Here is a 22,235-nt window from a genome sequence, read left to right on the forward strand (position 1 = left end):
GGTGGGGGGAAACGGGGTAGGCACGCCGCTTTCGTCAAAATGCCGGTGACAGGTTTTCGGGGCACCGGTGTTCCCCTGGTCCAACCGGGAGGCGCGTGCGGTGTCCGTCGATGTGGAGGCCTATTACCGACGCTATGGCCCCCAGGTGCTCCGGCGCTGCCGCTTCCTGCTGCGCGATGAGGAACAGGCCGTGGACGCCATGCATGACGTGTTCGTTCAACTGCTGCGCTACCAGGCCGCGCTGAAGGACGCCGGGCCCTCCAGCCTGCTGCATCAGATTGCCACCCGCGTGTGCCTCAACCGCCTGCGCGGCGCCAAGCGGCGCCCCGAGGACCGCGACGATGAGCTGGTGCTGAAGATCGCCGCGTCCGGCGACACCGAGGCGCGCACCGCCGCCCGGGGCCTGCTGGACCGCCTCTTTGGCCGCGTCCCCGCGTCCAGCCGCGACATCGCCGTGCTCCACCTGGTGGACGGCATGACGCTGGAGGAGACCGCCCGCGAAGTGGGCCTGTCCGTGTCCGGAGTGCGCAAGCGCCTCCGGGCCCTGTCCGCTGTCCTGCAGGAGCTGGAGGCCGCATGACGTCCCCCCACCGCACCCCAGACTGGCTGCTGGAGCGAATCGCCCTGGGGGAGCTGCCCCCGGACGAGCTCGCCGCCGCCCGCGACCGCCTGTCCCGCGAACCCGATGGCCCCGCGCGCCTCGCTGCCCTGGAGGCCGACTCGCGAGCCACCCTGGAGGCCCTGCCCCCCGACCGCGTCGCCCGCGAGGTGAAGGCCCGCTTCGCTCGCGCCGACTCGCCCGCCGCGCCCCGCGCCGAGGCCTCGCCATCGCGCCCTTCCTGGCGCTTCCTGCCCGCCCTGGTGCCGGTGCTCGCCGCCGCGACCCTCGTCGTCCTCGTCCGGCCGGGGGCGTCGTCCCAGGAGCAGGAGGCGCACAATCCGTGGACGGGCACCGGCGGCACTCCCGGCGTCCTGGAGCCCACGCGCAGCAAGGGACTCCAGCCCCGGCTCGACGTGCACCGCCAGGTCGGCACCCGCACCGAGCACCTCACCGACGGCGCCCCCGCCCAGGCCGGTGACGTGGTGCAGCTGTCGTACACCGCCGCCGGCCACGCCCAGGGCGTCATCCTCTCCGTGGACGGCCGGGGCACCGTCACCTCGCACCAGCCCGCGCTGGGAGACACGTCCGCGTCCCTGGAGCGCAGCGGCACGCACCTGCTGCCCCGCGCCTACGAGCTGGACGACGCCCCCGGCTTCGAGCGGTTCTTCCTCATCACCTCGGACACCCCCTTCGAACTGGAGGGTGTGATGGCCGCCGCGCGCGTGCTCGCCGCATCCCCCGAGGCGCGCACCGCGCCGCTGACCCTGCCCACGGGCCTGGGGCAGACCTCCTTCCTGCTGGAGAAGCCCTCCCCATGAGAGCGCTCGTCATCCTCCTGTTCGCGCTGGGCGCGGCCACCTCCGCCCACGCCGCCGAAGCCACGGCCGTGCGCCGGCTGGCCCTGCTCGTGGGCGTCAACGACGGCGGCCCGGAGCGCGTGCGGCTGCGCTACGCGGAGACCGACGCGAAGGCCTTCTCCACGGTGCTGTCGGAGCTGGGCGGCGTGCTGCCCCAGGACCGCGTGCTCCTCACGGACGTGGACCGCGCGGGCGTGCTCGCCGGCTTCGACCGCGTGCGCCGCCTGGCGGAAGGCGTCCGCACCGCCGGGGCCCGCCGCGTGGAGGTGCTGCTGTACTACTCCGGCCACTCGGACGACGAAGGGCTGCTGCTCAAGGGCCAGCGCCTGGACTACGGCGAATTGCGCCGCTCGCTGGAAGGGCTGCCCGCGGATGTGAGAATCGCGGTGCTGGACTCGTGCGCGTCCGGCGCGTTCGCGCGCAAGAAGGGCGGCGTCTCGCGGCCCGCGTTCCTGGTGGACTCCGCCATCCAGGTGAAGGGCCACGCCATCCTCACCTCATCCAGCGCGGACGAGGCGTCGCAGGAGTCGGACCGGCTGGGCGGTTCGTTCTTCACGCACCACCTGCTGTCCGGCCTGCGCGGCGCCGCCGACGTCACCCACGACGGCCGCGTCACCCTCACGGAGGCCTACCAGTTCGCCTTTCACGAAACGCTCGCGCGCACCGAGCGCACGCAGGGCGGCGCGCAGCACCCCAACTACGACATCGAGCTGGCGGGCACCGGCGACCTGGTGATGACCGACCTGCGCGCCACCACCGCGGGCCTGGTCCTCACCGAGCCGCTGGAGGGCCGCCTGTACGTGCGCGACGCGGTGGGCACGCTGGTGGTGGAGGTGCAGAAGCAGTCCGGCCGCGCCACCGAGCTGGGCCTGGCCCCCGGCGCCTACCGCGCCCGGCGCGAGTGGGACGGCGGAGTGTCCGAAGCGGCCTTCACGCTGAAGGAGGGCATGCGCACGCCGCTGTCTCCCGGCGACTTCCTGGGCGTGGGCCACGAGGCCACCGTGATGCGCGGCGGTGGCGGCGGCATGGCCCTGTCCCCCCAGGGCCGCACGATGCTCCCGGTGAACCTGAGTCTCGTGCCGAGCATGAGCACCAACACGCTGCGAGCAGGCCGCGCGCAGGTGGAGAACCGCTTCGCGCTGGGCGTCGTCAACGGCGGCGCGGCGCTGGGCGGCGGGCTGGCGTTGGGGCTCGCGGGCAACGTGTACGACGCGGAGGTGTCCGGCCTGGCCCTGGCGCTGGGCTTCAACACGTCCGGCGGTGACGTGGATGGCGGGCAGCTGTCGCTGGTCACCAACGTGGCGGGCGGCGCGGTGCGCGGTGCCCAGGCGTCGCTGGGGCTCAACGTGACCAACGGGGACGTGGACGGCATCGGGCAGCTGGCCCTGGGCGCGAACGTCGCGCGCGGCGCGCTGGGCGGTGTGCAGGCGGCGCTGGGTGCCAACGTCACCACCTCGGACGCCACCGGGCTGCAGCTGTCACTGGGTGTCAATCACGCGAACGGCACGATGAAGGGCGTGCAGTTCACGCTGGGCGTCAACTCCGTGGCGACGGCCGCGCGCGGCATCCAGGGCTCGGTGCTGCTCAACCACGCGCCGTCCCTCACCGGCATGCAGCTGGGGTTGATCAACGTGGGCGGTGACGTGTCCGGCATGCAGCTGGGGTTGATCAACGTCGCGGACACGGTGCACGGCATGCAGCTGGGCCTGATCAACGTCTCCGACGAGGTGAACGGCGTGCCGGTGGGCCTGGTCTCCTATGAGAAGAAGGGCCAGCTGCACCTGGAGGTGTTCGGCAGCGACGTGCAGCTCACCAACCTGGCGCTGAAGTTCGGGGGCAAGCACTTCTACACGACGCTGCTCGCGGGCATTGGCCCGGACGACCGCTTCCAGCGCTTCAGCCTGGGCCTGGGACTGGGCGGGCACATCCCGCTGGGCTCGCGCTTCTGGGTGGACGTGGACGTCGCGGCCAGTCAGGTGCTGTCCACGCGAGACCCGTTCTCCAGCGCGTCCAACAGCCTGCTGTCGCAGGCACGCGCCATGCTGGGCTTCCAGGTCATGCCCCGGCTGGCCGTGTTCGCGGGCCCTACCTACAACGTGGCGTTCACCTGGGGAGAGCCGGAGTTCGCGAAGCTGACCACGCTGCCGGTGCGCTCGCACGTCATCAACGCGGACACGCGCATGCAGCGCTGGCCCGGCTTCCAGGTGGGCGTGCGGCTCTGAGGCTCTGGACTCCGGCCGGGGCCGCGCAGGACGCGGTCCCGGTGGGAAGGGGCGCGCTCAGCCGACGATGCGGGTGGCGCGCAGGACGATGGCGTCGCCACCGGGGCCGGCCTTCAGCCGCTTGTCCAGCGAGCCCTCCACCTTGAGGCCGGGGCCGCCCTTGGAGGCGCGCTGCATGAGCTCACCCAGCTTCGCGTCGTCCCCGCCCGTGACGGCGGTCAGGTCGATTTCGTGGAGGGACTGGAGCTTCTTGTCCGGCGCGTCCGCGCTGAACAGGTCGTAGTGGTCGCAGGGCGGCGCGAAGCAGCGCTTCCCGTTGTCCTTGACGATGTAGACGGTGCTGGTGGTCATGGTGGCGTCTCCGGGTGAGGGGGTGGGGGCGGCCGTGCCGGGCTCGTTGGCGGCTCCCGCGGGCGCGTCCATGTCGGTCCGCTTCAGGTCGGCGGGGGCCTCCGCGCCGGACACGTCGCTGGAAGGCTGCGCGGTGGGGGAGGACGGCGTGCTGCACGCCACCGGGCCGAGTACGAGCACGGCGGACAGGAGCAGGGAGCGGGCGTTCATGGCGACTCCGGGAAGGAGAACGGGGTGCCCTCCTACAACGCGGGAAGGGCACGGCCGGGTCCACTCTGCCCGGCCGCGCGCCCGGCCACCAGGGCAACAGGGGCCTTTTTCCTGCCTGTCCCACCTGGACACCCGAACAGTCCAGAATTGGGCCTCCAGCCCGCGGACAAAGGCGCCAAGACGGTGGAAGGGCCCCCCCGTTCGTTGTACACCCGCGCCCCAAGAGATCGGCCTCCGGGGCCGTGACCTGTAAGGACGCCCACGATGGAATTCCGCATCGCCGCCGACGAGCTGAAGAAGGCCCTCTACCGCGCCCAGGGCATCGTGGAGCGCAAGACGACGATGCCCATCCTCGCCAACGTGCTGCTCACGGCGAACAAGGGCAGCATCACGGTCACGGCCTTCGACCTGGACATCGGCATCGTGTCCGAGCACCCGGCGGACGTGTCCAAGCCGGGCGCCGTCACCCTGAGCGCGAAGTACGTCTTCGACATCGTGCAGAACCTCCCGGACGCGGAGGTCACGCTCAAGAAGCTGGCGAACAACTACGTCGACATCTCCTCCGGCTCCGCGCACTTCAAGATCGTCGGCATGGCCGCCGAGGAGTACCCGAAGCTGCCCAAGGAGGAGAACGCTCCCCTGGTGCAGATCTCCGGCAACGTGCTGCTGGAGATGATCAAGAAGACCCAGTTCGCCATCTCCAGCGACGAGACGCGCTACATCCTCAACGGCGTCTTCTTCGAGCCGCAGGCCAGCGGCAAGGTCCGCATGGTGGCCACGGACGGCCACCGGCTGTCGCTCATCGAGCGCGAGATGTCCGGCGACTTCAAGCTCAAGAGCGGCGTCATCATCCCGCGCAAGGGCCTGATGGAGCTCAAGCGCCTGCTGGACGAGGCCCCGGACGCGGAGTGCCACCTGGGGTTCGCGGAGAACTCGGCGCTGTTCAAGAAGCCGGGCCTCACCATGGTGATGCGCCTCATCGACGGGCAGTTCCCGGAGTACCAGCGCGTCATCCCCAAGGAGGGCGAGAAGGTCGTCCTCGTGCCCAAGGTGCGCCTGCTGGAGGGCCTGAAGCGCATCGCGCTGCTGTCCGCGGACAAGAGCAACGCCATCCGCATCGGCCTGGAGAAGGGCAAGCTGCTCATCACCGCCAGCAACCCGGACCTGGGTGAGGCGCGTGACGCCCTGGACGTGGACTACCAGGGCAACGACATCACCATCGGCTTCAACGCCCGTTACCTCATGGACGTCCTGGGCGTGACGGAGACGGACGAGGTCAGCTTCGAGCTGGGCGACGAGCACAGCCCGGGCGTGCTGCACGGCCCCGGCGACCGCAGCTTCACGGCCGTGGTCATGCCCATGCGCGTCTGAGCCGACACAGTCGTCCAACTTCCCACGTCGGCGGGACGTCACCGTTCCAAGTCCGACGCTCCGCGCCATGGGGAGGCCTGCGCCCGGCGCGGGGGGCCCTTATGATGGGGGCGTGTCCACCCGTCCAGACGACCTGAGAGCGCGGCTGGAGGACCGAGCGGACCTCCTGGAGGCCACGCGCCTGCGCTACCGCGCACTCAAGGGCGTACTGGAGTCCTTCTTCTGGAAGGATCGGATCCGCAACCACTTCGAGCTGCTGCGCGAGGTGGCCGCCGACCAGCCGGAGGTGGACGCGACGCTGGCCGCGATGCGGCGCCGCGTGGAGGCGGAAGGCTGGCCGCCCAACGCCGCCCCCGTCCGGTTGATGCACGAGGTGGAGCGCCTGAGAGAGGCGGTGGAGCGCGCGGCCGAGAAGCGGCTGTCCGCCAGCGCATCCACGGCTTCCGACGACGAAGGCACCGCGGAGGAGGACGACGGCCCCGCCACGCTGGGAGAGCGGCTGCTGCGCCTGGAGACGGAGGTGCTGGACGCGGCACCGTTCCTGGGCGGCCGTGTCTGGGCCCAGGCGGTGGAGCTGTTGCCGCGCAATCTGCCGGAGCTGCGCGCCGCGTGCGCCGCGGGCGAGGTGTTCGAGCGAGTGTTCATGCGCCCGGTGACGGAAGGGGCGCCAGCCTTCTCCGACGACGAGGCGCGAGAGCTGGCCCGGGCGCTGCCGCTGGGCGCCGCCGCGCTGGTGGCGCTGTGGGAACGGCTGGAGCGCTACGACAGCCGGGGACGGGTGAAGGACTTCCTCCAGCGGCGCATGCGCCGAGCACCGACGCGGGTGGCGCGCAGCGGGCCGGAGCTGCTGTTGCACGCGGCCTTCTGGCACGACGTGGCGCGGGTGCGGGTGCGAGCGGTGCTGGAGGCGGAGCTGGCGCCGGTGGTGCCGCGCGAAGCGGAGCTGCCCACGCTGTTGTCCTGGCGGGCCGCACTGTCGGAGGACCCGGCGCTGCGACTGTCCGCGCGGAGTGTCCTCACGGAAGGTCGAGCAGGGCTGGTGGAGACGGCGGCGGCGCTGGCGGCCCTGTCTCGCGAGCGGCCCCAGGGCGCGTGGAGTGAAGAGGTGGCGTGGTCGCGGCTGGAGCAGGCCGCGATGAGGGCGCGCGCGGAGGAGGGGACGGAGGCGGAGGCCCTGCGGGACGCCCTGCGCCTCTTCGTGATGCTGCGGGGCCAGGCACGCACTCCCGCGCGGCTGTTCTCTCCGGAGCACGCGAAGCCAGCGGGGGGCGACGTGGCTCGGAATGGGGACCTGGTGGCGCTGGCGCAGGCGGCGCGGCACGCGGCGCTGCGGCAGGGCGGCTGAAGACAGACACCGGTTTGAGGGGGGCGGAAGGCTTCTGTTAGGTTGGGTGGGCCCGTTTCCCTTTCTCTGTCGCAATCCCCGCCCATGACCCAGCCTGTTCCTCCGCCGTCCGATGACGCGGCGTCGCTCCAGTTCGACCGCGCCGAGTTCACCGAAGCCCCCTCGGCACCGAAGTGCTCCGTCTGTCAGCGCGCCATCAAGAGCGTGTATTACGACCTGAACACTCGCCTGCTGTGTCCCGCGTGCCGCGAGGACGTGGAGGCGGCGATGACGGGCGGCTCGAAGGCGAAGCGCTTCCTGACGGCGTCGGTGTTTGGCTTTGGAGCGGCCATCGCGGGGGCGCTCCTCTACTGGGGGGTGGGGCTGACGGGCTACAACATCGGCCTCATCGCCATCGCGGTGGGGTGGATGGTGGGGACCGCGGTGTTCAAGGGCTCGGAGTCGCGCGGCGGCTGGGTCTACCAGGTGTTGGCGGTGGGGCTGACGTACTTCGCGGTGGCGGCCTCGCTCGCGCCGGATGTCTACAAGGAGCTCACGACGCAGCCTCCGGCCGAGGTGGCCACCGACGCGCCGGCGGAGGAAACGGAGGCGGTCTCCCCCGCGGTCAACGTGGTCCTCGCGGGAGTGATTTCCGTGGCTGCGCCGGTGCTGGTCGGAATCAACAGCCCCCTCTCCGGGCTCATCTACGGCTTCGCGTTGTTCGAGGCGTGGCGCCGCACGAAGCGGACGGAGCTGAACATCGCGGGGCCGTTCAAGCTGGCGGAGGCGCCGGCCGAGGGTGAAGCCGCACCGGCGGAGCAGGAGCGGTCCGTTGGCTGAGGCGCTCGCGGTATCGCTCCTCACGCAGCGGTGTGAGGGGTGTGGTTCAGAGCTGGCGCCCCGGCTGCTCACGTGTCCGTCGTGCCGGAAGCTGGTCCATGGGAAGCGGCTGACGCAGTTGGCGGCGGATGCACAGGCGGCGTCGCAGCGGGGCGCGTCCATGGAAGCGCTGGCGCTGTGGCGCGAGGCGCTGGACCTGTTGCCGCCGGACACGGCGCAGCACGCGCAGGTGACGGCGCGGGTGACGGCGCTGAGTCAGCAGGCGGATGCGCTGGGGTTGGCGGCGCCGCTGGCGGAGGCGGAGCGCAAGCGTTCGGGGATGCCGAAGGTGTTGGCCAGCATGGGCGCGGTGGGCCTGATGCTGTGGAAGTTCAAGTTCGTGCTGGCGCTGCTGTTGGGCAAGGGGAAGCTGCTGCTGCTCGGGCTCACGAAGGCGAGCACGCTGTTCTCCATGATGTTCGCGGTGAGCGTGTACTGGACGGTTTGGGGTTGGCGCTTCGCATTGGGAGTGGTGGCCTGCATCTACGTGCACGAGATAGGGCACGTGGCGGCGCTGCGGCGGCTGGGCATCAAGGCCAGCGCGCCCATGTTCCTCCCAGGCTTCGGGGCGGTCGTGCGCCTGAAGCAGAATCCGGTGGATGAGCGCGAGGATGCGCGCATGGGGCTCGCGGGGCCCATCTGGGGCAGCGTCGCGGTGGTGGTGACGCTGGTGGCTGCGGTGCTGACGGGGTGGAAGGTCCTGGGCGCCATCGCGCACTTCGCGGCATGGATGAACCTGTTCAACCTGGTGCCGGTGTGGCAGCTGGATGGTTCGCGAGGGTTCCGGGCCCTGGCGCGCCAACAGCGGTGGCTGGTGGTGGCCGTGGTGGGCGCGACGTGGTTCGCCACGGGAGAGAACATGCTCCTGCTCGTCGGGGGAGTGGCGGCATACCGAGCCCTGCTCACGCCCTCGTCGGAGAAGGGCGACCTGCGCACCCTGGTGGAGTTCATTGCGCTGGTGGTGGGCCTGGGCGCGCTGGGCTGGGCCGCGCAGCACTGGACGGGAGCGACGGCGAAGCTGTGAGAAGACTCCTGCCAATGTAATTCCCACGGTCTCCATCGTTTCCCTGGTGAGAGAGGGAGATTCAACGATGCTGACCGTGGCGCAGGCATTTGAAAGGTTCATGCAGTCCCTCGAATTGCGCGAGGGTGAGGAACGCGAGGCGAAACGGCAGGAGCGTCAGGTCTTCGACGCCGTGCGCCGCCATCTCGGGCCCAAGGAATCCATCCTCTCTGGGTCCTATGGCCGGAACACGGCCATCCGGCCTCTCCACGACATCGACCTCTTCCTTATCTTCCCAGGGGGAAATGGAAGGGGAGAGCCGCTCTCGCCCGAGGCGTTCCTGCTACGCGTGAAGCATGCGCTCGAGGCGGAGTTTCGCGGCAAGGAGGCGCGCTTGCAGAACCGCTCGGTCAATATTGACTTCACGGGGACGGGCATCGGTTTCGATGTGGTCCCTGCAATCGAAGACCCGAGGCAGCGAAACCTCTACCACATCCCTGATCTGGACAGGGACACGTGGATCCTGAGTGACCCCCGTCGTCATCAGGCGATCTGTGACGCCGCGAACGAGCGCGCGAAGAAGAAGCTGAAGCCGCTCATCAAGGCCGTCAAGCGCTGGAATCAGCAACAGGGCCGGCCGGCGCGTTCCTTTCAGCTGGAGGTCATGGCCTACGAAGGCATCGCCACCCTGCCACAGGGAGCCAGCTATGCAGAGGGCATGGCGCACCTGTTCAAGTTCATGAGCGGGCGCGTCGAAGAGACGTGCCTGGAGCCGGCGGGGATTGGGCCTCCCGTCAACGCTGGAATCAGCCAGGGAAAGCTCCAGCAGGCCCAACAACGGCTTTCAGGGGCGTTGCGCCAGGCGGCCTGGGCGCTTGAGCAGGAACGCAGGGGGCAGATGGCTTCGGCGAACGAGGTCTGGCGCGAGCTGTTGGGACCCGACTTTCCGGTGAGGTAGATGCCATGCCCCTGCCGCGCGAGCTGACGCTCCAGTTGTTGCGTTCAGACAATCCCGACCAGGCGTATGCCTTCAACGGCAAGTCGCAGGGCTATACCGCAATCGACATGAACGGTCGGCCCGGACACGCCGTGCTTCCTTGGGACAAGGTGGCATCCGTGCAGCAAGCCTTGACTCGGTCGCACATGACGGAGGTAGAGCAGGTCCAGGTGGGGACGCTGCTGCGTGAGTTTCTAGAGGGGGCCCTGAAGAATCTGGGAGGCTGGGCGGCTTACGAGGCGGAGTTGCGCCGGGCCGAAGCCCAGGGGGAACCCGTACTGCTGCGGCTACGGCTCAGCTCGGTGGAACTATTCAACCTTCCTTGGCCCTTGACCCGGCTCTCGGACCAGCGCCGGCTGGGAACTCTCAAGTCCTGTGTCATCGCGTTGGAGTGGGTCGGACAGCCTCGCTTTCCGTCTCCAGGGACAGAGCCTGGGAGAGTGTTGTTCGCTTGGTCGGACGCGGGCGGACCCGTTGGTGATGGTCAGCACCTGGATGCTCTACGGCGTGCCTGCCCTGATTTCGACTCACGCGTGGATGAGTGCCCGGGCGTGAGCCTTGCGGCGCTCCGGGAGCGTCTCGATACCGCAATGCATGAAGGCAGGCCGTACCGGATCCTCCACCTTCTCTGCCATGGGACGAGGCTGGGTGAAGGGAGCTATGGGCTGGTTGTGTCGGATCCAGCTTGCGGTCAGAGGCCAGTGCCCATTGGGCTACACGCCCTTCCGGACCTGCTGGGCGGTGCGCATGCAGCCAACCTCCACGCGGTAGTTGTGAGCGCCTGCCACAGTGGGCATCCCGGAGAAATGGGGAGCATGATTGGAGGCGTTGCGCTGCCCCTTCATCAGTTGGGGATTCCAACGGTTATCGCATCCTTGATGCCCCTCTCGGTGGCGGGCTCAGTGGCGCTGACAGGTGCGTTCTATCGGGAGCGCTGCCAGCAGAAGCGCTCCCTCCAGGAGGCCTATCAGGCTGCACTGGCAGCGCTTCCAGCCGGCTCGCTCGATTGGGCTTCGCTCCAGTTCCTCGTGTCCCCTTCGAAGGAGCCTGAGGTGGCGGAGGGCCAACGCGTGCTCTTTTCCGACAAGGAGGGGCTGCCCATGGAGTTCTCAGGTGATCTCTCCCTAGCGTACGAGCTGAACTACAACGTTCCATCGTCCACGGTGCAGCGAGCACTGGGGGCAGGCGCAAGGGCCGCCCAGGACGTTCTGGTCCTTCAACCGCTTGGCAAGGTGGGAGAGTTCCTGCCCTCTTCCCCCGCTGAATGGCGCAAGGCTCTTCACCGCGCGGAGGCACTCACTGAGGCCCTGGGACCCAGGACTTCCCAGGTTCATCTCTTCGGACGCGCGCCCCTGCCCTTGATGTTCCACCTGGGGTGGCGTTTGAGCCAGATGGGTCTCAAGGTCTACCAGCCGCGAAGAGCGGGGAGTGATGAGTGGAGCTGCTACTACGACTCGGGTAGGACCGTTCCCCTGCCAATGGAGCCGTACTTCAAACAGGAGCCCTGGCCGACTCCGGAATCCTGTCACGAAGCCGGGGGCCGCTTGGCCATCTCCGTGGAGGTATCCCTGCCTGTCATCGAAGCGGACCTCGCTCGCTGGCTAGGGCATGAGCGACCTCCAGTCCTCCTTCGCCTCGTCGTCGCTGGAGGACCCTCCCAGACCGCGTTGAAGGGACCCGACGACTCCGCCCGGGCAATGGATGAGTTCTGGCACTGCCTGGAGCGCATCCGGGAAACACTGCCCCAGGTACAGGAGATCTGGCTGGCAATGGCCTGTCCGGCCAGCCTCGCGGCGGCCCTGGGGCGTGCCTACAACCCGAAATCACAGCCCCGCCTCAGGCTCTTCAACTTCCGGAAAGGGCCCGAAGGGTACGTGGAGCTGCCCTGGAACCCGCAAGAGGCCCCGAAGAAGCGGCGGCGATGACCCACCGTGGTGCGCGCGAAGGCCGACGTAACATCCGCCTGGTCCTCCGTTTCCCTGGTGGGGAAGGACCGGAGATGCGGTCATGACGAACGCCGGGGAGCGCGTGGCCCTTAATTACGACCACTGGCAGGACAAGTACTACCAGCTGTTGATGCCCATCGCGGAGCGACTCTGCCGGGGTGCCAAGGGGCTGGATCCCAAGGACCTTGTGCAGGAGACCCTCCTGCGCTTCATCAAGCACGTCGCGGGCTCCCTGAACGACCAGGGAGATGAGTCCATGGATGGATGGCTCATTGCCGTGATGAACCGTCACTTCGTGGACCTGCAGCGGAGCGCCATGGGTCGGAAACGCGCCGAGGACGACCCGACCATCACCCGCTGGACCCTGGGGCAGGGGGAAAGCACGTCCACCTATGAGCGCATCACGTCAGAGCGCTTCGATCGGGCCGTGGACCAGCTCCCCCAACTGCAGCGCGTGACCTTCCTCCTCCATGTTCAGGGTCTGGGCAACCAGGAGATCGCCAGGCGCCTGGGCGTCAAGCCGAATGCCGTGGCCAAGCGCTTGTTCGATGCGCGCCAGCGGTTGAACGAACTCCTCCTGCCTTATGTCGATGAAGGAACCCACTGATGTCCAAGCCCTGCGACCAACTGCCGCTCTTCGCGGATGGAGACCTGCCGCTCGCGGAGTCCCAGGCGTTTGGCAGACACCTGGCGGACTGCGCGCACTGCCAGACGGAGCTGACGCGGCACCTTCAGCTTGATCAGATGGGACGGCGCTACCTGGAACGGCACGGGCCCATCACCATTCCGTGGCACGCCATGCCCCGCAACCGATGGCTCGCCGCAGGGGCGGTCCTGGTCGCGGTCGCGCTCGGTGTGCTCCTGGGCGTGGGTGGAGTGGGCCGGCGGGTGTCCTCCCCAGAGCCCGCGCTGTGGGCTGGGACGTCGCGGGCGTTGGAGGCACGTGTCACCTACCCGGGAGCGGACCAGTACCGCCGACCTGCCCAGTCGTTGATGGGTGGAGCCACGCCCGCCACTCCCACAGGTCGACCTCTGGCGGTGATGAGTGAGCTGGAGCGACGGGGAGACCTGTCCCAACTCGTGGCCGCGTACCTGACCGCGGGTCCCCCAGAGCCCGATAACGCGAGGGGGCTGCTGCAACGGATGCAAGCCGAGCGGCAGGGGGATCCGGCCGACGTGCTCAGCGACCTGGGCGCGGCCTCCTACGCCTCCGCGAAGAAGACCCAGGGGTCTGCCTCGACGCTGCTCGAACTTCGAGAGGCTTTGCGACTGCTCCATCAGGCCCTCTTGCTCAAGCCCACCCATCTCCAGGCACACTGGAACCGCGCACTCGTGTACCGGGACCTGGGCCTGCCGTTGCTGGCCATCCAGGACCTGGAGGCTGTCGAGGGGCAGGAGACCCACCCCGGCTGGCGTGCCGAGGCCCGTGAGAAGCGCTTGAAGCTCGCGGAAGTGACGACGCGTCAGCAGCGATGGGAGGCCGCGAACAGCGCCGGTGCCGAGCTCGTGGCGCGCGGTGCCCAGGCGCTCGATGAGGCCATGCGGTACGCCGACGTGCCGATGATGCGGCGTGACTTCTACCATGCGGTGCGAAGCCGCACCTCGCGCGAGGAGGTGCTCGCGCTCCTTCCTCTGGCGGAAGCCCTGGACGCGAAAGCGGGACAGCAGACCGTGCTGGCAGACTATCTCCGCACAGTCGCGAGCCGGGATTTTTCGCGCCGAGCCTCCCTGGCGGAGGCCTACGGCCGGTGGGTGCTGGGGACGGTGGAGCCCTCTGGAAAGGAAGCCCTGCTGCGCGCCTTCCTGGCCTCGAACGAGGAGGACATCACGCTGGGCGCGTTGGTGATGTTCTCTCCCCGCGGTCCCGACTCGGAGTATGGGGAGAAGCTGATCGCGTTGGGCAACAGCAGTCCGGACCCCTGGTTCAAGGTCCTGGCGCTTCAGGAACGCGCGGACCGCTCTCGCCAGAAGGATCGATATGACCTCGCGCTCTCGGACCTGAAGCAGGCGCTGGAGCTCTGCACGCAGGAGCACCTCGTCTATCGGTGCACGGAGGTTCGCAACGACCTGGCGTATGTGTCCGGCTGGCGCTTCCAGCTCCAGGATGCAGAGCGTTTCGCCCGTGAAGGGCTCACCCAGGCGCGGCTGGGGCAGTGGGAGCAGGAGCGCATGTTGCTCCAGGCGCTTGGCAGCGTGGCTCGCATGTCCGCGGATGTGACGTTGGGCCGGGCCTATTTCGGGGAGGCCTTGCTGATGGGGGGCGGGAAGGGGCTCGCGCGCGACATCCATGAGAATCTGGCGCATCTGGCCATCACGGCGCTGGAATTGGATGTGGCGCGGGACGAAATCAACCAGGCTCTGGCCACCGGCCTGCCGTTGACCCAGCATGGAGTGGCAGCACTGGCGGACATCGCCCGGACCCATCGTGTGCCCGGAGACGTGGAGGCCGTGCAGCAGGGCTTGGCTTCGGATCCCCCGGTGACGGAAGGCCAGCGCGCCTTCGTCAAATCCCTGCAGGGGCGATTCCTCCTCGATGTGGATCCGGCGCAAGGGCATGCGCTGCTGATGGACGCCATCGAACAGGCGACACGTGCCGAGGCTGCGGCCAGCGGGGCCGGTTGGACGGACATCACGGCGCAACATGCCCGCGCCTACGGCTTCACTTCCCTCATCTTTGACGATGCCCGGAGATCGGACTTCCCGGCGGCCCTCGCACGCTTTGGGAACGAGCTGGGCTTCGACACGCCGGGAAGTTGTGTCCTGGGCCTCACCGAGGACACGGAGCGACAGTTGTTGGTGGGTCGCGGCGCGGATGGACAGCTCCTGAAGCAGTACATCCCGACGCGGACAGAGCGGATGCCGGTGGACATGGCCGACGTGGTCCCCCCGGACATGGTGAAGGCCCTACGTCCCTGCGGCTCGGTGGATGTGCTGGCTCGGCCACCCCTCCAGGGCCGTTCGGGCCTGCTGCCCGCGGACATGGCCTGGCGCTACCGGGCACTGGCCGCGGCGCGACAGCCTCCGGTGGGGCGGGGCACCCACCTGGTCGTCAACGAGGTCCGTTACGCCGAACAGCGCAACGAATCGCCATTGCGGTGGACCGCGCGTATCACGCCCGACGAGGACCTGGTGACCCTGACAGACCTGGCGGCCACGCCCAGCCGCGTGCTGGCGGAAATGCCCAAGGCCTCGGAGATCGACCTGGCGACCCATGGGAAGGTCGCGCCGGGGCCGAAGAGCACCTACTTGTTGCTGGCGCCCGAGACGAACGGCTCGGACATGCTGACCGAGGAACTCATCCGCAAGATGAAGCTGCTCAAGGCCCCCCTGGTCATCCTCGCGGCCTGTGATGCGGCACGGGGCACGACGGCCCTCCACGAACTCGGCAGCCTCCCCAATGCCTTCCTGGCCGCAGGGGCTCGCGGCGTGGTGGCGGCGACCTTGCCCATCCCCGACGAAGACTCGTCCGTGTTCTTCGGGAACGTTCGGGACCGCCTTCGCGCGGGAAGCCCGCTTGGCACGGCGGTCCGCGACGAACGGCAGCAGTGGTTGCAGCGAAGTGCATCCAACAATTGGGTCAACGGGGTCCTGGTCTTCGAATAGGCAGAAGCCGCCCGAACGCAGTCAACATCTTTCAGGAGAAGAGACAATGCATGGGAAGGCATTGAAGCCACAGGTGTATTCGAAGTGGGATGGCCGCCCGTTCTTCGAGGGACAACCCGAGGAGGGACGTCAGGTCTACATCGAAACGTCCACGAAGGGGTTCGTCGGGTCTGGGGTAATGGACGGAGTGGACCGCATCCTCTTTGAAGTGCATGGCACTCATTTGGAGCGTCCCCGCTTCGAGGCCCAGGTGCGGTCGGAGAGCGCCGCGGTCTTCCTGGGTCCTCCGCCGACCGACACCAATGCGGGGGGCACCAAGGCGGGCTCCGGCACGGACCGTCCCGGCCTGACGCTCCCCGAGGCCGAGAAGGCGTCGGCGCTCCGCCAGGGCGCGGAGGGCACCGCGAAGGTTCCGGCGCCCGCCGAGCGGCTTCCCGACGCGAAGAAGGAGAAGCCGTGACCTTCCAGCTGCTGCTGGCCCATTCCGGGAGCGGAAGACCCGTCCTGGAAGAGGGCCTCCCCTGGGAAGCTTTCGCGGACGCGCCGGCGCCGGCGCCGGTGCCCATTCCCTCCCATCTCCACAACTTCGCGGGACCGCCTGACCAATTGCGTGAACAGCGCTGGGCGCTGCTGGTCCCGGACACGCCGCGGGGGCGGGCCGTGGAAGTCCGTCTCGCGCGCCTGTGCGAACTGCGGTCCCAGGAGCAGGGTGCTCCAGTGGAGACCTACCGGGTGCCGCCAGGAATGGATGCGGTCCAGGCTGACGACTTCCGTGTTCGGACGTTGCACTCCTGGTCGCGTCCCGAGCGGGACCATGCGAGGTATGTGTTGCTGGCGGGAGGGTTGGATGAACTCTCGCTGGAGCTACAGACATCCCTCGTGGAGGACGGTGGTTGCTTCGTGGGCCGCCTGGCGTTCGATGAAGAGGCGGACTACTCGTCCTACGTCGAGAAGGTCCTGGCTCACACCTGTGTCTCCGAGCCGCACCGGCGGGCCCGTGCGGTGTTCCTCGCCGTCAACGACATGTCGCTCGCCACGCGGATGGGGCAGCGAAATCTTGTCGCGCCGACCGTCGGGCGGTGCCGGGAGGAGCACGGTCAGAACCACTTCCCCGCGAGCGAGTTCCTGGAGGAGACGCTTCCGGAAGGGGGGCTGGAGCGGCTCCTTGAAGTGGCCGGAGCGGCTGTTCCGAGCCTGCTCTTCACGATGAGCCACGGACTGGGTGCACCCGAAGGAGGCTGGAGCAGCGCGCTGGGCCAGCGACAGGGGCAGGGCAACATGTACATGGGGGGAGGCGTGGTGTTGACGCCAGAGGAGCTCCGGCGCCGGCCGTTCCTGCCGGGCGGTGTCTGGTTCTACTTCGCCTGCTTCGGGGCGGGCACTCCGCTCCAGAGTGTGTATGAGCCCTGGATGAAGCAGTTTGTGGAGTCCGGGAAGGCGTCTCCACGCATCCTGGAGAGCATCCGCCAGTCACGCCCGCAGGACGGCCGCTCGTTCAGCGCGGCCCTGCCCCAGGCCGCGCTGGCGAATCCCGAAGGTCCGCTCGCGGTCATCGCCCACCTTGACATGGCCTGGATCCACGCCTTCCACGACGTGCTGACGGGTCAGTCCCATGCCTACCGGCTCGAGTCGGTGATGACGAAGTTGCTGCAGGGCTATCGCGCGGGCGTGTCTCTCCAGATGCTCCTTCGTCACGCGGGCCAGTTGGACGCACAGCTGAGCCGGCACTACCAGCAGGACGCCGCGAAGCCGTCCAAGGACCCCTTGCCGCTGGACGTGCGCATCCAGCGAGCACGCCTGTGGATGGAGCGGCACGACGTCACCCGCTACGTCCTCTTGGGCGACCCGGCGGTGCGGCTCGTGGAGCCAGGCTGAAGGCCGGTGATGGGCGCGGGTAATAACGGCCGCGCCCATCGTGATCTTCATGCCATGAGCAATCCTCTTCCCACCTACTTCATCGACTTCCTCCAGAAGATCCGTCCCACCCCCGCGCAGCGCGCCGACATGATCCAGGGACACTCGCTGCTCCGGAAGCGCCTGCAGGAGGACACGGTTCTGGTTCCCGGGTTCGTCGGCATGTTCCTGCAGGGCAGCTACAAGCGGCGCACGGCGGTACGCCCCAAAGATGGGAACCGCGCGGATGTTGACCTCGTCGTGGTGACCCGGATGAAGGAGTCCGAGTTCACGCCCGACCAGGCGATGGACTGCTTCGAGCCCTTCCTGAAGCAGCACTACCCGGGAAAGTACCAGCGGCAGGGCCGCTCCTTCGGTATCGAGATGTACAGCGTCGAGATGGATCTCGTCATCACTGCGGCGCCGACGGAGGCGGAGGCCGGCATCTACAGCGACCTTGCGAAGGGTGAAACGCTGGTTCGTCTTGACGAGGAGTCTTCGGAAGAGCCCTTGATCAAATCCGATCAGGAGGAGGAGATCTGGAAGGCGCATTTGCTGCGCATTCCCGACAGGGCGGCGGGGGCCTGGCAGGACACCCATCCGCTCGCGCAGCTGCGCTGGACGAATCAGAAGAACGCTCGGACCTCCGGCCACTTCGTCAACGTCGTCAAGGCGCTCAAATGGTGGCGGTTGGTCCACCTGAAGGAGCTTCCCGAACGCCCCAAGAGCTATCCCCTGGAGCACCTGCTGGGAGATTGCTGTCCCGAGGGCATCACGTCCGTGGCCGAGGGCGTGGTGCGGACCCTGGAGGACTTCCATCGTCGCTATGGAGGGCATGTGGCTGCCGCGCAGGTTCCGTACGCGCAGGACCGGGGCGTGGACCAGAACGTCATGGCACGCATTTCCAGCGATGACTTCTCGAAGTTCCATACCCAGGTGGGCGTCGCCGCGAAGCTGGCGCGCAAGGCCTTCGAGTCCCCCGACGCCCAGACTGCGGCGCCGCTATGGCGGGAGCTCTTCGGAGACAAGTTCCCTTCCGCGCCCGAAGGAGGACCGAAGAAGTCGTTCACTCCCCATGAGGGAGGAAGCGGGAGCGTGGATTCCGGCAGGTTCGCGTGAAGCAGGTGCCGGAGCTGACGGAGGACCTGCGCATGGGGCGGCGGGTTCTGGATGGTCGATCCGACGTCGTGCTGCTCGGTGACCTGTGGTGGGACTCGGAGACGTCGGTCTGGGTGCTTCCGCTGCGCGTGCGGGCTGATACTCGGGGAAGCACCATTCCTGAGTGGACGGAGTGGTACTTCTTCATCGACGCGAGCTATCCCCTGGGGCGCATCGACGTTCATCCGTCGAAGACCGGGAGCCTCGAAAAAACCTATCCGCACCAGCGGTTGAACACGCCGGGGCCGGCCACCCGGCCCTGGCGCGATGGGCTGCTGTGCCTCCAGACGGGAAGGGCGTCTCTCGGCTTCAGGGTGGAGGAAGAGGAGGCTCGCGATGCCGCGGGCCGACTCGAGTGGTATGTCCACGCGCTTCAGGAGTGGCTCATGGCCGCGGCGCGCGGTCAGCTCCTTGCCCCGGGACAGCCCTTCGAGCTTCCGGACCTGCCTATTCGGGACCGTGCCCGGGTGGTCTTCAGTGAAGGTCCCGAGAAGTTCTCCCTCTGGAACGCGCTCACGGATTCACGCGGGTGGGCAGAACTGGTGCCCTTGCCCGGCAACCCACGGGTGTTCGCGGTGCGCGCCTTCTATTCGTTCGAGGGGCACTGGCTGTTCTCACTGGAATGGGGAGATCTTCTCAACAGGGTCCCGCGCAAGCGACGTGTGCGGATTCCATGGATGCGCTGCAAGGAACTCCCCCTGCTCCCTGTCCACGCCGCGCCCACCACCTGGCAGGACCTGGAGCGCGCAGCCAAGGCCCAGCATTGGGACTTGAGGGACGACTTGATGGCGTTCGCTGAGCGACTCCGGGATGGAACGAGGCACCTCTGCCTCATGGGCTTCCCTGTGTCCGCGAGGGTAGGAGAGCCCGCCGTGCGGACGCACTGGTGGGCGGCGCGGCTGCCGGTCTTCTCCCACGGAGACGTGGCGCTGCGCGGGTACTCTCGCACCGTGCGGAACCGTCAGGCGTATGACCTGACGAACCTGTTCGCCAGACCGCTGCCTGTGGATTGGCTCCAGACCGATGACTGGGCTCCCGAGGAGCTTCGCAGCCGTGGGGCGCTGCCGGAGGAACTGCGGCGTTCATGGATCCTGCTGCTCGGTGCGGGATCGCTGGGGTCCGCGGTCGCGGAGATGCTGGTGCGAGGAGGCGTGTGCCGACTGGTCGTCATGGACCCTGACATCGTCGAGGGTGGCAACCTGGTGCGGCACACGCTGGACCTGACGGAGGTGGGAGCCTCCAAGGCCCGCGCACTCGCGGAGCGGTTGCGTTCCATCAGCCCGGACCTCCAGGTGCATGCCCTTGCGCAGTCGTTGGAACTGGCGCCCCAGCAGCCCCACTGGCTCGTGTCCCGGTGCGAAACGGTCATCGACTGCACTGCTTCCAATGATGTCCTCGAAGCGCTGGCGCGAATCACCTGGGATGAGCCCCGGCTCTTCTTCTCCGCGTCCTTTGGCGTAGGGGCGCGGCGGGTCCTGTGCTTCAGCGCCACTGGCACATCTTTTCCCGTGAAGTCTTTCTGGGCGCAGTGCGGGGAATGGATCCGCGAGGACTACAAGGAGTTGCTTCGCACGGACCTGCCACGAGAGGGCGTCGGGTGCTGGCATCCGGTCTTTCCTGCTCGGGCGGATGACGTGATGCTGGCTGCGGCCCTCACCGTGAAGGCATTGGTGCGGTCCGCGAAGCTGCGCCCCATGACCCGGGTGGAGACGTATTCCCGCGAAGGGACAGACGATGACTTCCAGGGGGTACGCCGAGGGGACGGCACAGGTGCGCATGCCGGACCTTGAGTTTCATTCAGAGGATGCGTGCTTCCAGGTGCACCTGCCCCAACCCCTGCTGCGAAAGCTGCTCAAGCTCTGCCGGGCTTCTGAGCAGCACGAGACAGGCGGTATCCTGGTGGGGCACTACTCCGAGGCGCTCGACTGCGCCCGGGTTCGCAGGGTGTCCAGCCCACCGCCGGATTCGAAGCGAGGACTGGCATGGTTCGAGCGTGGAACGAAAGGACTGCAGGCGCTACTCGACCGCAGCTGGAGTTCCCGCCGCGACCACTACCTCGGGGAGTGGCATTTCCACCCGTTCGCGGCGCCGATCCCCAGTGCAACGGACTTGAGGCAGCTCATGTCGATTGCCCGCGATCCCCGCTATCGGTGTCCGGAGCCGTTGTTGCTGATTGTCGGTGGGGACCCGGCGGGAGAATGGTCCGTCAGTGTCCACGTCGTTCCCCGAGATGCCGAGGCGGTCCCGCTGCCGCGGGTGTGAGTGCGTCTTGGGGCGTGTCATTCCTGAGCTGTCATCCGTTCTTCATGTGACGTGACCCCATGGGCGAACAAAGCGCATCTCGAATGCAGGGCGACCGCTACCAGCACCTCTTCAGCTGGTACGTGTTGCTGTCGCTGCTGGACGAAGACAGTCCGTTCGCGTCCGCCTTCGTCGAACATCCCGAGGCGGGCGCGGCGGACGACGTCACCCTGCACCCTCGCCCTGGTATGAAAGCGGCCAGCCGGTACATGCAGGTGAAATGGCATGTGGACCACCGGGCGCTCTACACGCTGGAAGGGTTGACGGAAACGGTCGGCCGGGGACGGTCGCTCCTCCAGAAGCTCTTCGCGTCCTGGAAGACACTGCGCGAACAGGGGCCCGTGGAGGTGTGGCTGGTGAGCAACTGGCCCGCGGATCCAGAGCTGGGTCGATACCTCCAGGGGCGGGACTGGAGCCTCACCGAGGACTTCTTCGCGGAGGCTCCGACCGGGGTGCTGAAGATGGCTCGGATGCGATGGCTGGAGCACCTGGGGGTGGAGTGGGACGTCCTGCGCGTCTTCTGCGCGGACCTGCGGTTCCGCCTGGGCCTGGCGAGCATGGTGGAAATGGAAGAGCGCGTGGATGAGCGCATGCGCATGCACGGGCTGAGGCAGGGCCCGGAGCCCCGGGCCATCGCGTTGGATGGGATTCGGGAGTGGATCGAGGCCGGTGGCGAGGCCAAGCGGTTGGATAGGGCGAAGCTCCAGGTCTTCATCCGGGAGCGTGGGCTTCTGTCGCCGAGGACCGACACCCCAGGCGTGGGGTTGTGGATCCACGGGTGGGCCAGGCGCCAGTGGCGCGAACCACCGATGGTGGAATTGGACTGGACGCAGCAGTTCAACAGGGAAACCCGAGAAGTGCCGTCGGAGGCGGTCTGGCGTGAGCGATTGCTTCCTGAACTGCGAGAGGCCCGAGGCAGGCTGGCATCCCGACCACCGGAGGCGCTGATCGACTTCCGGGGCAAGGTGCCGTTGTCGGTTTCGCTGGCCGTGGGTGCCTGTTTCCCGGAAGTCGCGGGCGATCGCTTCCGGGTGGAACAGGCAACACGCGGCGAAACGGTGCTGTGGCGCTCGGACGCGACGCCAACGCGGCGGGAGCTGCGAAGCACCGAGCGAGAGGGAACACCGGACGCGAAGGACCTGCTGGTGGTGTTTCAACTCACGGGTGACGCGGGCCCGGACGTGGAGCGGTTCGAAGCCGAGCATCAGGGGCGCTTCCGCGCGGTCCTGGTGCTGGAGCCGGATGGAGGGCCGCACGATGGTGCGGTGGGCTCTGACGGAGACGCAGTCGCCTTCGCGGTGCGGGCACGTGAACTCATCCGTCAGTCCCGCGTCCGGTTTCGCACCGCCACCACGCACCTCATCCCCTACGCCCCAGCAGGCTGCTGCCTCTTTCTGGGCCAACGCCTCAATGCGATGGGCCTGGTGGTGGCCTACGAGCGGACTGCCAAGGGCGGTTACGTCCCTTTCTTGATGATGGAAACCGGGTGAAGGTCCATCCGCCTTCCAGTCGGCGCCAC

At 68.1% G+C, this 22,235-nt stretch carries 18 protein-coding genes; 17 read left to right on the top strand and 1 reads right to left on the bottom strand.

What is annotated here, in order from left to right; genetic code table 11:
• Positions 1–100: 100 nt before the first annotated feature.
• Genes D7V77_RS20240 through D7V77_RS20250 form a run of 3 tightly spaced genes read left to right on the top strand, consistent with a single transcriptional unit; the run spans position 101 to position 3,680 of the window.
• Positions 101–580, top strand: a complete 480-nt coding sequence (locus D7V77_RS20240) for an RNA polymerase sigma factor (RefSeq protein ID WP_014400585.1) — start codon at positions 101–103, stop codon at positions 578–580.
• Positions 577–1,419, top strand: coding sequence for an ActD-like protein (locus D7V77_RS20245; protein ID WP_120577934.1), 843 nt, complete (start codon positions 577–579; stop codon positions 1,417–1,419). The genes D7V77_RS20240 and D7V77_RS20245 overlap by 4 nt, the downstream gene beginning before the upstream one ends.
• Positions 1,416–3,680 (top strand): caspase family protein, encoded by a 2,265-nt coding sequence (locus D7V77_RS20250; RefSeq protein WP_120577935.1) that lies wholly within the window; start codon positions 1,416–1,418, stop codon positions 3,678–3,680. The genes D7V77_RS20245 and D7V77_RS20250 overlap by 4 nt, the downstream gene beginning before the upstream one ends.
• Before the next feature lie 57 nt (positions 3,681–3,737).
• On the opposite strand, the gene D7V77_RS20255 is transcribed toward D7V77_RS20250, so the two are convergent.
• Entirely contained in the window at positions 3,738–4,241 is a 504-nt protein-coding gene (locus D7V77_RS20255) for a DUF6748 domain-containing protein (protein WP_120577936.1), read from the bottom strand.
• A gap of 264 nt (positions 4,242–4,505) precedes the next feature.
• On the opposite strand from D7V77_RS20255, the gene dnaN reads away from it, so the two are divergent.
• The 14 genes from dnaN to D7V77_RS20325 all read left to right on the top strand — a co-directional run bounded on the left by dnaN (position 4,506) and on the right by D7V77_RS20325 (position 22,206).
• The gene (gene dnaN, locus D7V77_RS20260; protein ID WP_120577937.1) at positions 4,506–5,612 is read left to right on the top strand and encodes a DNA polymerase III subunit beta; all 1,107 of its coding nucleotides are present in this window, start codon (positions 4,506–4,508) and stop codon (positions 5,610–5,612) included.
• 112 nt (positions 5,613–5,724) lie between these two features.
• A complete protein-coding gene (locus D7V77_RS20265; RefSeq protein WP_233597120.1) occupies positions 5,725–6,957 on the top strand; it encodes a hypothetical protein in 1,233 nt (410 codons plus the stop codon).
• Positions 6,958–7,041: 84 nt separating this feature from the next.
• The gene (locus D7V77_RS20270) at positions 7,042–7,776 is read left to right on the top strand and encodes a hypothetical protein (protein ID WP_120577939.1); all 735 of its coding nucleotides are present in this window, start codon (positions 7,042–7,044) and stop codon (positions 7,774–7,776) included.
• The gene (locus tag D7V77_RS20275) at positions 7,769–8,839 is read left to right on the top strand and encodes a site-2 protease family protein (protein WP_120577940.1); all 1,071 of its coding nucleotides are present in this window, start codon (positions 7,769–7,771) and stop codon (positions 8,837–8,839) included. The genes D7V77_RS20270 and D7V77_RS20275 overlap by 8 nt, the downstream gene beginning before the upstream one ends.
• A 67-nt stretch (positions 8,840–8,906) precedes the next feature.
• Positions 8,907–9,776, top strand: coding sequence for a nucleotidyltransferase (locus D7V77_RS20280; RefSeq protein ID WP_120577941.1), 870 nt, complete (start codon positions 8,907–8,909; stop codon positions 9,774–9,776).
• Between the two features lie 5 nt (positions 9,777–9,781).
• Entirely contained in the window at positions 9,782–11,740 is a 1,959-nt protein-coding gene (locus D7V77_RS20285) for an SAVED domain-containing protein (protein ID WP_233597121.1), read from the top strand.
• 82 nt (positions 11,741–11,822) lie between these two features.
• Positions 11,823–12,368, top strand: a complete 546-nt coding sequence (locus tag D7V77_RS20290; RefSeq protein WP_120577942.1) for an RNA polymerase sigma factor — start codon at positions 11,823–11,825, stop codon at positions 12,366–12,368.
• Positions 12,368–15,364, top strand: a complete 2,997-nt coding sequence (locus D7V77_RS20295; RefSeq protein ID WP_233597122.1) for a CHAT domain-containing protein — start codon at positions 12,368–12,370, stop codon at positions 15,362–15,364. The genes D7V77_RS20290 and D7V77_RS20295 overlap by 1 nt, the downstream gene beginning before the upstream one ends.
• 46 nt (positions 15,365–15,410) lie before the next feature.
• On the top strand, positions 15,411–15,824 hold the full coding sequence (locus D7V77_RS20300; protein WP_121752555.1) for a hypothetical protein: 414 nt from the start codon (positions 15,411–15,413) through the stop codon (positions 15,822–15,824).
• Positions 15,825–16,024: 200 nt separating this feature from the next.
• Positions 16,025–17,239, top strand: a complete 1,215-nt coding sequence (locus D7V77_RS20305) for a hypothetical protein (protein WP_233597123.1) — start codon at positions 16,025–16,027, stop codon at positions 17,237–17,239.
• Positions 17,240–17,248: 9 nt separating this feature from the next.
• Positions 17,249–18,376, top strand: a complete 1,128-nt coding sequence (locus D7V77_RS20310) for a nucleotidyltransferase (protein WP_233597125.1) — start codon at positions 17,249–17,251, stop codon at positions 18,374–18,376.
• Entirely contained in the window at positions 18,373–20,205 is a 1,833-nt protein-coding gene (locus D7V77_RS20315; RefSeq protein ID WP_120577947.1) for a ThiF family adenylyltransferase, read from the top strand. Before D7V77_RS20310 ends, D7V77_RS20315 begins: the two co-directional genes overlap by 4 nt.
• A complete protein-coding gene (locus D7V77_RS20320) occupies positions 20,192–20,677 on the top strand; it encodes a Mov34/MPN/PAD-1 family protein (protein ID WP_158624446.1) in 486 nt (161 codons plus the stop codon). Before D7V77_RS20315 ends, D7V77_RS20320 begins: the two co-directional genes overlap by 14 nt.
• A gap of 83 nt (positions 20,678–20,760) precedes the next feature.
• Entirely contained in the window at positions 20,761–22,206 is a 1,446-nt protein-coding gene (locus tag D7V77_RS20325) for an SAVED domain-containing protein (protein ID WP_233597124.1), read from the top strand.
• The last annotated feature ends 29 nt before the right edge of the window (positions 22,207–22,235 follow it).

Origin of the sequence: Corallococcus sp. CA041A (assembly GCF_003612075.1) — a bacterium.
GTDB lineage: Bacteria > Myxococcota > Myxococcia > Myxococcales > Myxococcaceae > Corallococcus > Corallococcus exiguus.